At 54.3% G+C, this 15246-nt stretch carries 16 protein-coding genes; 7 read left to right on the forward strand and 9 right to left on the reverse strand.

Annotated features, from left to right (window positions below):
• A partial coding sequence (locus A7E48_RS10550; RefSeq protein WP_068173234.1) for a HigA family addiction module antitoxin occupies positions 1 to 891 on the reverse strand: 891 nt, incomplete at its 3' end.
• 18 nt (positions 892 to 909) lie between these two features.
• Positions 910 to 1209, reverse strand: a complete 300-nt coding sequence (locus A7E48_RS11645; RefSeq protein ID WP_068173237.1) for a type II toxin-antitoxin system RelE/ParE family toxin — start codon at positions 1207 to 1209, stop codon at positions 910 to 912.
• 155 nt (positions 1210 to 1364) lie between these two features.
• Here A7E48_RS11645 and A7E48_RS10885 point away from each other — a divergent pair, with 155 nt between their 5' ends.
• Positions 1365 to 1580, forward strand: coding sequence for an ABC transporter ATP-binding protein (locus A7E48_RS10885; protein ID WP_083147385.1), 216 nt, complete (start codon positions 1365 to 1367; stop codon positions 1578 to 1580).
• Positions 1581 to 1747: 167 nt separating this feature from the next.
• Positions 1748 to 5179, forward strand: coding sequence for a DEAD/DEAH box helicase family protein (locus A7E48_RS10560; RefSeq protein WP_068173240.1), 3432 nt, complete (start codon positions 1748 to 1750; stop codon positions 5177 to 5179).
• 82 nt (positions 5180 to 5261) lie between these two features.
• Here A7E48_RS10560 and A7E48_RS10565 read toward each other — a convergent pair whose 3' ends face one another.
• Positions 5262 to 5600: a DUF2218 domain-containing protein gene (locus A7E48_RS10565; RefSeq protein WP_068173243.1), complete on the reverse strand. Its 339-nt coding sequence runs from the start codon at positions 5598 to 5600 to the stop codon at positions 5262 to 5264.
• 218 nt (positions 5601 to 5818) lie between these two features.
• Between A7E48_RS10565 and A7E48_RS10570 the strand changes: the two genes are divergently transcribed.
• Positions 5819 to 7297 (forward strand): NCS2 family permease, encoded by a 1479-nt coding sequence (locus tag A7E48_RS10570; RefSeq protein ID WP_068173246.1) that lies wholly within the window; start codon positions 5819 to 5821, stop codon positions 7295 to 7297.
• A 93-nt stretch (positions 7298 to 7390) separates the two neighbouring features.
• Here A7E48_RS10570 and A7E48_RS10575 read toward each other — a convergent pair whose 3' ends face one another.
• Positions 7391 to 7882 (reverse strand): GNAT family N-acetyltransferase, encoded by a 492-nt coding sequence (locus A7E48_RS10575; RefSeq protein WP_068173248.1) that lies wholly within the window; start codon positions 7880 to 7882, stop codon positions 7391 to 7393.
• On the opposite strand from A7E48_RS10575, the gene A7E48_RS10580 reads away from it, so the two are divergent.
• Positions 7881 to 8333, forward strand: coding sequence for a YchJ family protein (locus tag A7E48_RS10580; RefSeq protein WP_068173251.1), 453 nt, complete (start codon positions 7881 to 7883; stop codon positions 8331 to 8333). The two genes, A7E48_RS10575 and A7E48_RS10580, sit on opposite strands and share 2 nt — an antisense overlap.
• A gap of 184 nt (positions 8334 to 8517) precedes the next feature.
• Here the strand turns inward: A7E48_RS10580 and A7E48_RS10585 are convergent, their stop codons facing one another.
• Together A7E48_RS10585 and A7E48_RS10590 are read right to left on the reverse strand one after the other, a co-directional pair.
• Positions 8518 to 8919 (reverse strand): hypothetical protein, encoded by a 402-nt coding sequence (locus A7E48_RS10585; protein WP_068173253.1) that lies wholly within the window; start codon positions 8917 to 8919, stop codon positions 8518 to 8520.
• Positions 8916 to 9833: a spermidine synthase gene (locus A7E48_RS10590; RefSeq protein WP_068173256.1), complete on the reverse strand. Its 918-nt coding sequence runs from the start codon at positions 9831 to 9833 to the stop codon at positions 8916 to 8918. Before A7E48_RS10590 ends, A7E48_RS10585 begins: the two co-directional genes overlap by 4 nt.
• Before the next feature lie 60 nt (positions 9834 to 9893).
• Here A7E48_RS10590 and A7E48_RS10595 point away from each other — a divergent pair, with 60 nt between their 5' ends.
• Positions 9894 to 10529 carry a GNAT family N-acetyltransferase gene (locus A7E48_RS10595; RefSeq protein WP_068173259.1) on the forward strand — a complete coding sequence of 212 codons (636 nt, stop codon included), beginning with the start codon at positions 9894 to 9896 and terminating at the stop codon, positions 10527 to 10529.
• Positions 10530 to 10578: 49 nt separating this feature from the next.
• On the opposite strand, the gene A7E48_RS10600 is transcribed toward A7E48_RS10595, so the two are convergent.
• The 3 genes from A7E48_RS10600 to A7E48_RS10610 form a co-directional block, all read right to left on the reverse strand.
• Complete coding sequence (locus tag A7E48_RS10600) at positions 10579 to 10899, reverse strand: type II toxin-antitoxin system PemK/MazF family toxin (RefSeq protein ID WP_068173262.1); 321 nt, start codon at positions 10897 to 10899, stop codon at positions 10579 to 10581.
• Positions 10899 to 11132 carry a YlcI/YnfO family protein gene (locus A7E48_RS10605; protein ID WP_068173266.1) on the reverse strand — a complete coding sequence of 78 codons (234 nt, stop codon included), beginning with the start codon at positions 11130 to 11132 and terminating at the stop codon, positions 10899 to 10901. Before A7E48_RS10605 ends, A7E48_RS10600 begins: the two co-directional genes overlap by 1 nt.
• Positions 11133 to 11272: 140 nt before the next feature.
• Positions 11273 to 11584, reverse strand: coding sequence for a thiamine-binding protein (locus A7E48_RS10610; protein WP_068173268.1), 312 nt, complete (start codon positions 11582 to 11584; stop codon positions 11273 to 11275).
• Positions 11585 to 11802: 218 nt separating this feature from the next.
• Here A7E48_RS10610 and pta point away from each other — a divergent pair, with 218 nt between their 5' ends.
• Entirely contained in the window at positions 11803 to 13911 is a 2109-nt protein-coding gene (gene pta / locus A7E48_RS10615; RefSeq protein WP_068173270.1) for a phosphate acetyltransferase, read from the forward strand.
• Positions 13912 to 13983: 72 nt separating this feature from the next.
• Positions 13984 to 15123 (forward strand): acetate/propionate family kinase, encoded by a 1140-nt coding sequence (locus A7E48_RS10620; RefSeq protein ID WP_068173273.1) that lies wholly within the window; start codon positions 13984 to 13986, stop codon positions 15121 to 15123.
• Positions 15124 to 15246: the final 123 nt, after the last annotated feature.

Here is a 15246-nt window from a genome sequence, read left to right on the forward strand (position 1 = left end):
TTTAAAGGCTACCCTATCAGCCTCCATCTCTTGGCTTTCCAAGTTAGACTCTCCACCGCCGATGTTTTCATCCACCATAAAAGAATTCTCTGAGATATCCCCATTCAAGATATGGGTCACTTCATGGCAAAGAGTGAACAGCACTTTATCCAGGCGTTTTCCACGCCCTGATAAGCCAATAATTGGATGCCCCTCCATCATGAAGCAAGCACCATCGATCTTTGCTCCGGGAAAATTCTCTACATAAAAGAGTCCGACACCTACCTGATGAAAACGGTTTTGAAGACCTTCGAATTCTTCCGGTACAAGTGAAATTTCAGCTAAATTTTCTACTTCATCCCTGAAATCATCTTCTTTGTATTCACCAAATGTGTGGAGGTGCTCTTTGGCTTTTTTACGAATGGATAAAGCCCAAGCAAGCTGAAGCTCAGTCAATTCCTCTTCAACATCGTTCTTTCGCGCAGCCAAAGCAAATCTTGTTCGTAACCCAAAATCAGAAATCTCATATAAGTCCATCAACTCGCGATCAACTTCATCTAAGGACCCTCTAGAAATGATTCCTCTTTTCTGAAGCAAAGCTACCGGAGCAAGATCCCTCTGACGTGCTTTCCGCTCAATTGTAGAAAGGCTCTTCTGAAATTCGGAATCCTGCTCTTGCAACCACACCTGATAGCGGGTTTGAAGATTCAACCAATGTTCCGGTTCCATGCCGAAAGCACTAGCAAGCTGGGCAGCCGCTTCTTTAGTCAGTTCCCGCTTTCCGCTAATAATCTCAGAAACAAACTGAACCGGGCGTCCGATAATTTCTGCGAACTCCGCCTGGGACCAGCCTCGAGCTTCAAGTTCATCCGCCAGGTGCTCACCAACGGGGAAAGCCTGTGCGATATTCATAATATTTCCTCCGTAAATCTAGTGATAATCAACAATTTCGATGAGAACAGCAACCTTATGGGGCTCTACTCGTTTGAACCTAAGAATCAGTCTGAACTGACTATCTAGACGAATTGAATACTGCCCATCACGATCTCCTTGTAGTTTTTCCAGGCGGAGTGACTTAAAGCTACGCAACGATTGCTCATTTGGAGCAGTGATAATTATGTCTAACTTTTTGCGGTAAGCCCTCACAAGATTAGGGTGAAAGCGTTTTGTCCTGTAAGTGCTATCTTCTGCCAACAGCCGCAACTCCTCGTTGAGGTACTCAATCAGCATCGTTCGCCCTTAGGGCGCAAAGTATCCACTCTAGACATGCAACAAGCATATATTAATATATCTCGTATTCATAGATTCATAGATTGCATTAAGTTCTATTACTACATATACTCGTGGACAACTACTAGATCTCTAATAAGAAAGAAGGTTGGCTCATGGCTAGAAGCCGTATAGTCGCTCGCAGTGCTAGCACCGGGCGCTTCGTCACTAAATCGTATGCAAAACGAGCTCCTGCAAAAACTACTGTTGAACGAGTAGGAGGAACAACCAAAAACTCTCGTTCGGTAAATCGATCAGCTCGTACGGGTAAGTTCATTACTCAGAAGGCTGCATCAGCTAATCCTGCTACCTCTATTACACAAAAGATATAGAACTAACCATCAAGAAGAACCTGCCCTACATCGCCTCAATGTCACCAAAAGGCAGGTTCTCTTGCGTTAAACCTATGATTGCTTCTGAAAACATACCCACGCCCTTATACGATTAACCCAAACCGTGTACCTTAGCGCACACCCTCCGCAGCAACCACGAGGCTCCCATGACCAACTTCGCCTTCCTCTCCTCCACGCTCCCCACCCTGGCGGAGCCCGCGCGTCGTGCCGAACACTACATCTTCACCGACCCCACCAGCTCCCTCTTCTACGCCCGGCGCGCCCTCGAACTCCTCGTAGACCACCTCTACACGGTCAACAACCTGCCCGAACCCTACGACAACAAACTCGCCGCCCGCATCAACTCCCCCGAATTCAACAGGCTGGTAGGGCGAGACCTCGTAGCCAAAGCAGATATCATCCGCCTGGCAGGCAACAAAGCAGTCCACACCAACATCAAATTCACTGCACGCGACGCCGGCGTGACCGTCGAACAGCTCTTCCACCTGCTCATCTGGGCAGCCCTGCACTCCTCGGCAAACCCCGAAGATGTTCCCCAGCAAGCACAGTTCAACCTCAACGCCCTGCGCCAGCAGGCAGAAGCGCGTGCCCACGCCAACCAAGCCCACCACAGCACCAAAGCACAGCTTCAGAAACTCCAAGAACAATTCGCTGAAGAAGACCTCAAACGCGCTGAAGAATCAGCGGAAAAAGACCGCGAAATCGCCGAACTGCGAGCACAAATCGCCGAGGCACAGCGCACCAAACAGGTCAAAGACACCCACGATTACAAAGAGAGCGAAACCCGCACCGAATACATCGATATTCTGTTGCGAGAGGCGGGATGGAACCCCGATGCGCCAGAGGTGCGTGAATACTCGGTAGAAGGTCTCCCCGCTTCAACTAACCCCAGCGGTAAAGGCAAGGTTGACTACGTTCTGTGGAGCTCAGACCGCAAGCCGCTCGCTATCATCGAAGCCAAACGCACCAGCAAAAGCTCCAACACAGGGATCCACCAGGCACAGCTCTACGCCACCGCGCTAGAACAAAAAACCGGACTGCGACCCATCATCTTCGTATCCAACGGATACGAGCACCAGATCATTGACGATCACCCAGGTTCCAACTACCCAGCCCGCAAAGTCGCCGGTTTCTTGACCGAAGACGAGCTACGCCTCGCCATCGCCCGCCGCACCGACCGCAAGCCGCTTGCCGCACGTCCTATCAACACTGAAATCGCCGGTCGCCCCTACCAAATTCACGCTATTACCTCAGTCGCCGAAACTTTCACCTCTAAAAAGCGCTCCGCTCTGCTGGTGATGGCAACGGGCACCGGCAAAACCCGCATTGCTGCAGCACTCATCGAGCTCCTCCAAGAAGCCAGCTGGGCTAAACGTGTGCTCTTTCTCGCAGACCGCACCGCGCTCGTCAAACAGGCAACCAAGGTACTCGTAGAGCATCTCCCCCAGGTGCCTGTGACTAACCTTCTCACCGAGAAAAACTCGACCGCGCGCGTGTTTACCTGCACCTACCCCACCATGCTCAACCTCATTAATACCCGTGACGAAAAAGGCTTACAGAGATTCGGTCCTGGCTACTTTGACCTCATCATCATCGACGAAGCCCACCGCTCCGTTTATGCCAAATACGGCGAAATTTTCAACCACTTTGATGCCCTCAAAGTTGGGCTCACGGCAACTCCTAAAGACGACATTGCCCACAACACCTACCGCCTCTTCGAAATAGAGGACGGTGTGCCCACCGACGTCTATACGTTGGAGCAGGCAGTCAATAACGAACCGCCCTACCTCGTGCCACCCAAAGCAAAGGTACGAGACACCCTTTTCTTGCGCGAAGGCGTACACTACGAGGACCTCTCGGAAGATGATAAAGACGCCTGGGACGAGCAAGACTGGGGTGAAGGTGAAATCCCCGAGAGCGTAGAGGCACCCGATATCAACAAGTACCTCTTCAACCTCGATACCATCGACAAAGTCCTCAAAAACCTCATGGACGAAGGGCACAAAGTCGCCGGTGGAGACAGACTGGGCAAAACCATTATCTTTGCCAAATCACAGGCACACGCCAACATCATTCTCGACCGCTTCAACGCACTTTTCCCCAATCTTGGCGCGGGCTTCGCCGCCGTTATTACTCACAGCACCTCGCACGCGCAAGACCTCATTGAAGACTTCTCAGACCCCGCTAAAACCCCGCATGTGGCAATCTCCGTAGACATGCTCGACACCGGCATCGATGTACCTGAGGTCGTCAACCTCGTCTTCTTCAAACCCGTGCGTTCGAAATCGAAGTACTGGCAGATGATCGGCCGCGGAACCCGCCTCTGCGCAGACCTTTTTGGCCCCGGCAAAGATAAAGAGAATTTCTACGTTTTCGACTGGTGTGGCAATATCGAATTCTTCAACCACGACCTCCCCGAAGCTGGTAGCAGTAAGCAATTTTCGCTGACCGAGCGAATATTCGATTTAGAATTACAACTCGTTAAATACTTGGACGATGCCGCTGACTCGCGCATTCGGTCAGTTGGCGACGGCAACGGAATTTCAGAAGACTCGCGCGACTTCCGCCTTGATATTGCTGACCGCCTCCACAGATTCGCCCTCAGCCTTGACCCCCGCAACGTGCAAGTACGCCAACGGTTGCGTGCGGTGGAAAAATTCAGCGACGCCGCAGCCTGGGAAAAGCTCGACGACGAAACCTTTGCACAAGCCAGCGAACTCGCCGGACTTTACACCGACATCTTCGGCTCCGACGTCGACGCTAAACGCTTCGACGTGCTCATGCATCGCGCCCAACTTGCCGTTCTACAAGGCGAAACCGCGCTCCTAGAAAAAGCTGCGCAGAATGTGCGCCAGCTTGCCTCAGATCTTCACGGCAAAATTGATTCCATCCCAAAAATCAGTGCGCAGGCAGAGATAATTTCTGCGGTGCTAGACGTTATCTGGTGGGAAAACGTGACTGTTTCCATGCTAGAAAGTGTGCGCAAACGGCTTCGTTCGCTGGTGCGCCACGTGGATAAGAAAGACCACCGTAAGCCTGTGGTACTCGATATCGAGGACACCCTGAGCGAAGCACGCGAGGTCGAAATTATTCCGCACGTCACCGGTACCGACATAGACCTTTTTGAGAAAAAGGCTCGCACCTACCTGCAAAAACACCTCGATGACCCAGCTCTGCAAAAGGTTCATCGCAATGAGAAACTTACCGAAGTGGATTACAGCCGCCTAGAGAACATTCTTTTAGATGCCGGCATCGCCCAGAAAGAAGTCATTACCGACGCCTCTCAAGCCAAGGGCGGCTTGGGTCTTTTGATTCGTTCGCTTGTAGGGCTAGATGCCGAAACTGCGCGTTCGCTCTTCGCCGACTTCCTCCACCACAACACAGCAACCACAGCACAGATGAATTACATCAACACGCTCATTGATGAACTCACACGCACTGGTTACGTTCCGCGCAAGCGCCTGGTCGAACCACCTTACAAGACGAATTACGGCACACCCGCTACCGTCTTCGGCGACGAACGGGCGAAATCGCTCGGCGTCGTCCTGGATGAAGTCGAAGCAGCGGCAAAAATTTAGACGCTCCCTCACCGAGTGACCGGCGTAGCTCGTTTTGACCAGGTATACGTGGTCAAAACGAGCGGAGCCGGTCACTCGATTCTTATCGCTCAAAAACCACTTTCAGGCCGTCGCGCTCCCCAAACTTTTCCAAATGCCGGCCCAAAACGCCCTCCACGCGGCTCAACCGCTCGTCGTCGTCAGCATGGGCGAGAAGAACGAGCTGCTCGCCGCGCTCAGAGGCAAACACCAGGACGTCACCGTAACCGTTGAAATTTCCGTCGCGGTTAAAGGTAATCCTGTGACCGTTCTCAATCTCCTCAACGGGCACCTTGTGCCCCATATGAGAAACCAACTGCTTGGCATAACGGGCAGGACGCTCGGTAGCAACCTCTGCGCGGGAGGTCAGCACCAAAGATTCGGGAGTGGGTAAATCGCTCATAGGGGCTCCTTTAATCGAAAGTAAGGTCACCCTTAGCTTATAAGTCTGTACACCAAACTGCACGGGTGAATACACATCACGTTCGCCACGGCACCGAACGCTGGCGAAGCCGCGTATATTTAGAGGAGTAATTTACGCCAACGTTGCCCTGCACGCTTGGCCTTTTCTTTTTGCGTTTCACACACGCACAGCATCGAGAGTAACTACGGATTCAACGAATGACTTCTGAGAACACCGCGGCTCAAAAACCCGCACACAATCCCGCCCCCGGCAAGCCCAAAAACGGGCTGGATCGCTATTTCAAAATCACCGAACGCGGTTCGACCATTGGGTCTGAAGTTCGCGGCGGTTTCGCAACGTTCTTTGCCATGAGCTACATCGTGGTTTTGAACCCCCTTATCATTGGCCTCGGCCCCGATGCCTCCGGCAACCCGCTGGGGCCCGAGCGCGTTGCTGCGGTAACCGCGCTGGTAGCAGGTCTACTCACCATCGTGATGGGCGTCTGGGCTAAGCAGCCCTTCGCTATGGCTGCCGGTTTGGGCGTGAACGCATTGTTGGCATCGACCATCGCCACCACCCCGGATCTCACCTGGCCCGAAATCATGGGTCTGGTGGTGTGGGCAGGTATCATCATGCTCCTGCTGGTGCTGACCGGATTCCGCACGGCTGTATTCAACGCCGTCCCGCAGAGTCTCAAGACCGCGATTGTGGTGGGTATCGGCATGTTCATCTCACTGATTGGCCTGGTCAACGCGGGAATCGTACGTCGTATGCCCGACGCCGCAGGCACCACCGTACCCGTCAGCTTTGGCGCTAACGGATCTCTGATGGGCTGGCCAATCGTGGTGTTCCTCTTCGGGCTCTTCCTCACTATCGCGCTGTTTATCCGCAACGTACGCGGCGCCATCCTGATTTCCGTCATCGCATCAACGATTCTTTCCATCATTTTGGAAACCGTTGCTCCTTCGGGTTCTTCGATGGATTCACCCACCGGCTGGTCGCTGATGGTTCCCGGAATGCCCGAAAACTGGATTGGCGCACCGGACTTCTCCCTACTCTTCACCGCTGATATGTTCGGCGCGTTCACAACGCTCGGCGGCATGGCGGCATCCTTGCTTGTTTTCGCTATCTTGCTCGCTGTTTTCTTCGACGCTATGGGCACCTCGGTGGGTCTGGCAGCGGAGAACGGCACGCTGAACGAAAACGGTCAGATTGAAGACATCAACAAGGTTCTACTCGTAGATTCGCTCGGTTCTATCGTGGGCGGCGGCGCGTCCAGCTCCTCCCACCAGATTTTCGTGGAGTCGGCAACCGGTATCGGCGAAGGTGCTCGCACCGGTTTCGCCAACCTTGTCACCGGTGCGCTCTTCTTGATCGCCATTTTCATCTCCCCGCTGGTGAACGTTGTGCCCTTCGAGGCAGTAGCACCCGCGCTGGTTGTTGTCGGCTTCCTGATGGTTCGCCAGGCAATCAACATTGACTGGACTGACTGGGGCCTGGGTATCCCCGCGTTCCTCACTATCATCATGATGCCTTTCACCTACTCCATTGCAGACGGCATCGGCGCAGGCTTCATCTCCTACGTCTTCATCCGCTTAGTACAGGGTCGCGCACGCGATATCCACCCGCTCATGTATGCGGTTTCGGCGGCGTTCGTGCTCTACTTCGGCATGGGATTCGTTAAGAGCTTCATCTAAGGCTTGTCGCAGTCTCTTTTAGTACACGAAAAGCGTTGAATGCTCATCTTTTACGATGACCATTCAACGCTTTTTGTGTACCTCAAGCCAAGACTATAGCTTCTTCTTCATCGTAAAGTTGGTCAGCACCTCACCGCGAAGGGGCACTTGGTTTTCTTGCTTAACTTTGAATCCGTGCCGTTCAAAGAAAGCTCGCGCCGTTTTACTAGCCTGGACGACGAGCGCGGTAGCTCCGCGCGTCCTCGCTTCCTCTTGCACTTGAGCCAGTAGGGCGCTGGCAATCCCCTGCCCCTGATAAGGCGGGCGCACAAAGAGCATATCGATGAGAATCTCTCCCAACAGGGTCTGTCCCGAGCCTTCAATGAGATCAGCAAAACCCGCGCTAATGCCATCCACGGTAGTCACGAAGGTATCTGCTTTAGAACGCTGAGCCGCCCACTGCTGCAGGTTATAGTCAACCGGCGCCCAGGCATCGAGCTGCGCCGGCGAATAATCGTTAGTAGCGAGTTCGTGAATAGACTGGTAGAAAATAGCGCGCGTGACCGCGGCATCGGCGGCGGTGAACGGGCGAATGACGAGCTTCATGTTTCCCTCTCGAAAGGTTTCTCCCTTGATTCTCTCTCACGATGACCGCTGCCCCTGCGGAACCGGCGAAATTTTCGGCGCATGTTGCGGTAGATTCCACCAGGCTTTTGCCGAGGGCGCTGGCATCGCTGCTCCAACCCCTGAAGCGTTGATGCGCTCACGCTTTACTGCTTTTGCAACGGGAAACGAGCCTTATCTGCTCGCCACTTGGCACCCCAGCACCCGCCCGGCGTCACTGGAGTTAGACCCTACTTTGTGCTGGTACCGCCTAGACATTCTGGCTACCTCAGGCGGCGTCTTCGACTCCACAGGCACGGTCGAGTTCGCCGCCCACTACCGCTCGCAGCCGGGTACGCCCGAGGACGAGCGCGTACGCGGAGTCCAGCGGGAGAACTCGCGTTTTGAACGGGTCAGCGGGGAATGGATGTACGTGGATGGAGAGGTTTTGTAAAGAAACAGACCAGACAGAAATTAATCTGCACAGGTGAACATTTCCGCAAGGGTCGTACTCTTTCGAAAGAGTACCTCATATGAAGTACTAGAAAAGTTCACGAGGTATCGTCTCAAAACGGTACCTCGTGAACTTTTCTGGTATCTCGCGCGGGAAAGGCAAACCCACGCAACGAACCTCTTTCTTAACTCTTCGCAGACCGGACCGGCAACTCCTCATACGTAAATGAGGTGAGGGGGCAGGCTTCTTTCACGGTTTCGACCAGACTTTCAGCGGCGTCTTCCAAAGAAGACATGGCGTCCTCTCCTGCCGATTCCAGCACCACGCGCATAGGCGTCTGAGTGAGGGACTCGGCGCTCAAAAGGCAAAGGCTCGCTCCGCCGTCAAAATAAATGTAGGCATAACCGCGTGCGGCGGCGTCCTCGGGAGAAGAGCTCTGCAAACTCTCAAAATAAGAACGCAAAGCAGTAGAAAGCGCACTCTCCTGCTCCTGGGGCACAGTAATCTCAACGCCCACACGGCCCACGGCGTCCTGCCGGAAAATTTCGTGGGCGTATTCCTCACTACCGGCATATAAATTACTCATTGCTCACCCTTTCGTAAGTCTTCGTCAAGAGCTTTCAAATCCACGAGATCCACACCGTCCCTGCGCGGACGCGCGCCGCGAGCAAAGTTTCGCACCCACACGTCGTCCTTGTATTGGGCGGGCACGCCGCCACCGAGAAGGCGTTTGGTAATCTGCGCCGTGATGTTCTCCCCCGTCACGGGTAGTGGAGCATGAGAGCCAGCGATGATGACGTTACCGCGACGTCGCCCCTTGAACATCGCCGAATCGGCCACAGCGCAGGTATGCTCAAAAACTTCAGCAATCGCAGCAGCTTCAGCGCGAGCACCCGCCAGATCCCGGTTGTCGCCGCAGTTGATGATGTAGAGTCCCTCCGGCGAGAGCGCTTCAGAAACTATCTGCGTAAATTCCAGAGTGGTCAGCGGAGTGGGGGTCACGTAGTCGGCAAAAACGTCGCGAATAATAATGTCCCGGGAGGACGGTGCGAACGTCTCAGTCACTTCACGAGCTTCCCCCACACGAATCTTGACCCGCGGCGCTTTAGGCAGCTCGAACCATTCGCGCACCAGATCGGCAAGTTTGCCGTCGAGCTCAACCACGGTATTGCGGGAGTTCGGGTAAACATCGGCGAGATAACGCGCCATCGAGCAGGCACCTCCGCCCAGGTGGGTGATGCGGAGTTTATCGGGGTCAAGCGTAGTTTCAACGTGCGCCTCGACTACAGCAACCAACCAGCGCATGTACTCAAAATCGAGTTCGCGCGGACGCCCCACCACTACGTGCGACGATTCCATGCCATTGATTTCGAGTACCCAGCCGTCGGGGGTGTAGTCGTCAGCAATCAGCTCGGCAACTCCGGTTGAAATCTCGTATTTGCCCTCTTGAAGAGCGCTATTTTCTGGTTGCACCTTGGGTGTTTTTCTGCGTTTAGCCACGGTTTCTAGGGTACTTCAGGTTAGCGTGGAACTAGATACTTGCAGATGAGAGGGAGAATTATGGGTTTTGTGTGCAACGGGCGGTACGTGCTGGAACCGGCAGCTGCCGACGACGCCGAAAAGTACGTGAATCTTCTGCACGATTGTATGGAGGAAACCTACTCAGCTATGGCAGATCCAGGGTTTATGGTGCGCCGCCGCGCTGCTAGAGACGAATCCATTGAGGAATTCATGGAAGAGGTCAATGGCCCCGGCGTGCGCTGTTTTCTCGCCTACGAAGTACCCAGTTGGACAAGCCAGGGCGGTCTTTCCTGTGCTGTAGGCGCTGATATTGAGTGGGACGCGCCCGTCGGGCTGGCGCTGTCTTCTTTAGGACCCCAGGAGTGGGAATCTGAGATGCCCGTTGTGCCGGTGGTAGCGGGAACTCGCGATTTGAGCCAGCTCTACACCCGCGCGTCTACCCACGGAACGGGGCTAGGTGAGGCGCTCTTGCGGGCGGTGCTTGCAGACGACGAGCCGGCTTACCTCTGGTACATCGGCGGTAACGAGCGTGCCAAGAGATTCTATGAAAAGTTCGGCTTCCAGGACGAAGGTATCTTTGGTGAATGCGGCGGCACCTGGGGCGTGCCCGACGGCGAACCCGGTCAGCCGTTGCAGACCGCGCGGATGTTCCGCGGCGACGTCGTCCTTCAGTAACCCCGCCACCTCCGCCGAGTTTGTATTAAACTTTCCTAACACACGCTCTCTATTCGCTTCCTGAAAGCGGCACACTCAAATCAAAAGCAAACACCACTGCTCTAGCCAGTTGCTTCTCCTGCGCTGGGGTAAGGTAACCGACGGTTCGCCCCAACGCTGCGGCGGGAATCGTCAATGTATTATCAATCGATACCGCACACTCGTGGTCGAGCCCATTGCGGGCGTCCAAAATGACTTCGCTCGAAAGCCCCTTAATAGTTGAGGTAATAGGGGCAATGGTTACTTTAGACATCACAAAGCGAGTGGGCTCACGAGTCAAGACGAGCGCGGGGCGAGTTTTGTCCACATGAACCAGGCATATTTCGCGCATTAGTCGCCCCATGGCTTTTGCCGGGCGCTCCACGCAACCAGGTCATCAAGGTCGTCTTCGGTACCGGCTTCTCCGAGCAGACGTACGTCGTGGATAGCTGCTTGACGGCGCCGTTCTGCTTCGAGGGCTTCAGTAACTATTGCTGCTCGGCTAGGAGCATCACCGTGGGAAACTGTTTTATCGAGAAATTCAACCAGGTCATCGGGTAACCGTACGGCAATTTGAGTAGTCATACCGAAAGAATACCATTTTGGGATTCACTCAAATAGAGCCCCACAGAGTTTGTATCAAACTTTCCCCGCTGTACTACGAAAATCCTGGTACACAGCTAAAAGTTTGATACAAACTCCGAAGGTACAGAGAATCCAGAACCCTAGTCGCGCTCTTCCAGCGCCTTGTTCAAGCGTTCAACCTTGCCTGTAATCTCACCGGAATCATGGCCGGGACGGATGTCTGCCTTCAAAACCAGAGCGACGCGCGGGCCGTGCTTCGCGACCGCAAAAGTGGCGCGCTTGATGACATCCATGCACTCGTCCCATTCACCCTCGATAGTGGTGAACATAGAGTTAGTTTCGTTCGGCAAACCCGAATCTTGAACAATCTTCACGGCATCTGCAACCGCGTTGTGTACTGAACCGTCTTCGGGGCCGCCGCCTGTGGGCGCAATAGAAAATGCAAATAACATGTTTTTAGCCTATCGGCTCAAATCGCCTTGTGAACAGGGTAAGGGTCAAAATTACCTTCTGATTCACACTCGATATTCACTGTGAGTTATCAGACATACCACCCTATACGGTACAAAACCTGCCTCTAAAACACATAAAATCGCACATGTAGCCACGGCCAAATGCCGCGCCACCCACGCACAGCTGGGTGCCAGCCCAAAGATAAGTAGAAACGCATATGACTACCGGTATCTACCTTTCCGCAATGACCCAAAATTCAGGCAAATCCCTAGTTGCCCTGGGTCTGGCAGACTCCCTGATTAAGCGAACTGACCGCGTGGGTTACTTCCGCACCATTTTCAAGGGTGATTCAGAAGCTAACGATCCCATGCTGCAGCTTATTCGCCGTAATTTCGGCTTGAGCGCTCTTCAGGCGCGCGGCGGTGTTTCGCTAGAACGCTGCCGCGAGTTGCTGGCCGAAGGCAAGCATGACGAAATGTCCTCCACGATGGTTTCTGTCTACTCTGAGATGACTGATAACTGCGATGTCATCATCGTAGATGGAACCGACTTGTTGGCGCATAACGCCGCAACCGTAGAGTTTGACCTCAACGCACAGTTTGCCCGTGACCTAGGCATTCCCGTAGTAGCTATCATTGGCGCCCAGGACTCCACCGTGAACGATGCCGTCAATGCAGTAGATGTTGCCCGCACCGAACTCACCGGCGCCAAGGTAGATACCATGGCGCTTATCGTGAACCGCTGCGCACCTGAGCAGCGCGAGGAGTTGCTGAACTCAGTCAAGCGTGGGCCTTCGCAGCGCCCTGTATACGTTATCCCTGAGATTCCTGAGCTGGCTGTCCCTTCGGTCAGCGAAGTAGTAGATGCCCTTGATCTCAACGCAGAAGGCGTAAATAGCGACAAGCTCAACCGCGACATTCACGACATGAAGATTGCTGCTATGACTGTCAGCAACTTCCTCGACCAGTTTGCTGACGGCGACTTCGTCATCGTTCCCGGCGACCGCGCCGACGTCGTTGTAGCATCGCTGGCCTCTGCACTTTCACCGAGCTTCCCTGCCCCTTCCGGCATGTTGCTGACCGGCGGTTTTGAGAGCATTTCGGGTTCGGTCATTGGCTCGCTGATTGAGCGCTCGCCCTTCCCCGTTTTCGATACTCCCCTCGATACTTTCAAAGCAGGACGCGCAGTTTCCCGCGTTACTAGCGCGCTCTCTAATGGCAACCCCCGCAAGGTGGCGGCTGCCCTGGGCGAATGGTCCCGCTCTGTTGATGCCGGCGAGTTGCTTGAACGTATGGAACTCGAACGCCCTGCGTCGATGACTCCCCTGCGTTTCTTGCACAACCTCATCGAAAAGGCACGCTCGGACCGTCGCACCATCGTGCTCCCTGAGGGTTACGACGTCCGTATCCTACGCGCAGCAGAAATTATCGCCCGCCGCGACTTCTGCAACTTGGTACTGTTGGGCAACCCTGAAAAGATTGCCGAAATCTGCCAGAACGAAGGCATCACACTACCCACCGGTGAAGATGGCAAGTCATCGATTCGTATTATCGACCTCGATAACAATGAGTACGTCGAAGACTTCGCTTCCACTTACGCTGAGTTGCGTGCACACAAGGGTGTCACCATCGAAGCCGCTCGTGCCCGTATGCATGACGATCCCTCGTACTTTGGCACCATGCTCGTGTACAAGGGCATCGTGGACGGTATGGTTTCCGGCGCTGTCAACACCACCGCCAACACTATCCGCCCCTCACTGGAATTCGTCAAGACCCGCCCCGGTGTCAAGATTGTTTCCTCTGTGTTCCTTATGCTCATGGAAGACCGCGTTCTAGTCTTCGGTGACTGCGCTGTGAACCCCAACCCCAACGCCGAGCAGCTCGCAGACATTGCCCGTGCATCGGCAGAAACCGCACGTCAGTTCGGTGTTGAACCCAAGGTCGCCATGCTCTCCTACTCCACCGGTTCCTCAGGTGCTGGCGAGGATGTCGAGGTTGTTCGCGAGGCAACCGAAATTGTCAAGAATTCAGAGCACGACTTCGCCGTTGAAGGTCCTATCCAGTTCGACGCCGCATCCAACATGTCCATCGCATCTTCCAAGATGCCCGATTCTGAGGTGGCAGGCCAGGCGTCAGTCTTCATCTTCCCCGACCTCAACACCGGCAACAACACTTACAAGGCTGTGCAGCAGACTTCCGGCGCTGTGGCTGTTGGTCCGGTCCTGCAGGGACTGCGTAAGCCTGTGAACGACCTTTCCCGTGGCTGCACCGTTGATGACATCATCAACACCGTAGCCATCACGGCAATTCAGGCGCAGACCCTCTAACTCTGACCGCGGCGAAAGAATACCGCCGCGTATGGCTTCTCAACAGACACACTCCAAACAAAGGAAAGTATCATGCTAGTTCTTGTTATCAACTGCGGATCTTCATCCGTAAAGTACCAGGTTCGAGATACCGATCAGCAGGGCGAAGGCAACCAGGTAATTGCCAAGGGCCTCATTGAAAACGTAGGAACCAAAATTCCTGACCACACTGCAGCGCTTGCCATCATGGCAGAGGAACTCAAGACGCCTTTGCGCGGTAAGACTATCGACGCTATTGGCCACCGTGTAGTCCAGGGCGGCGACGTCTTTACTGAGCCTGTATTGATTGACGATCAGGTACTTCAGCAGATCGACGACCTTTCGCCTTTGGCTCCTTTGCACAACCCTGCGCACGTCTTGGGCATTAAGGCTGCTACCGAAACCTATCCCGGTGTGCCTCAGGTTGCTGTTTTCGATAACGCATTCCACTCCACCATGCCCGAGTACGTGTACCGCTATGCTGTGCCCGAGGAATTGGTAGAGAAGTACGGCGTTCGGCGCTACGGTGCGCACGGCACCAGCCACGATTATGTGACCGGTGTTGCCGCTGAATACCTCGGTGTGGAGCGCGATCAGTTCAACGCTGTAGTTGCTCACCTGGGTAACGGTGCGTCCATTACCGCTGTTGAGGGTGGCAAGTGCCTGGATACTTCTATGGGCTACACTCCCCTCGCCGGTCTGATTATGGGTACTCGTTCAGGCGATATTGATCCTTCAGTTTTGACCAACCTGATGATGCGCGACCCCGAGCTCACCCCTGAGCGCATGGACCAGATGCTCAACAAAGAATCCGGCCTACTAGCTATTGCGGGCAACAACGACATGCGTGCAGTAGTTGAAGCTATGGAGGGCGGCGACGAGCGCGCCAAGCTAGCTTTGGACATGGCGTCCTACCGCTTGGCTAAGTACATTGGTGGTTACCATGTTGCTGTGGGCGGCATGCAGGCGCTGATTTTCACCGCAGGTATTGGTGAAAACTCCTCGCCGTTCCGCGAGCTGACCGTGAGCCGTTTGGGTGCTTTGGGCATCAAGCTCGATATGGCAGCAAACCAGGTGCGCAGCGATGAGCCCCACCTAATTTCTACCGAAGATTCAGCGATTCCTGTACTGGTTGTTCCTACCAACGAAGAAAAGGCTATTGCTGAGGCAACCGAAGTTATCGTAGCTGGCTAAGGTTCACGAAGTACAAAAATAAAGCCCGTTGGGGGCTAAGCTGGTGTAGAAGAATCACAACTGTCATTATCAAGGATGGTTCATGAGCGACACCCCCAACGGCAATTTTCCACCCGGCCCACC

The organism is Rothia sp. ND6WE1A, assembly GCF_001683935.1.
Classification (GTDB): domain Bacteria; phylum Actinomycetota; class Actinomycetes; order Actinomycetales; family Micrococcaceae; genus Rothia; species Rothia amarae.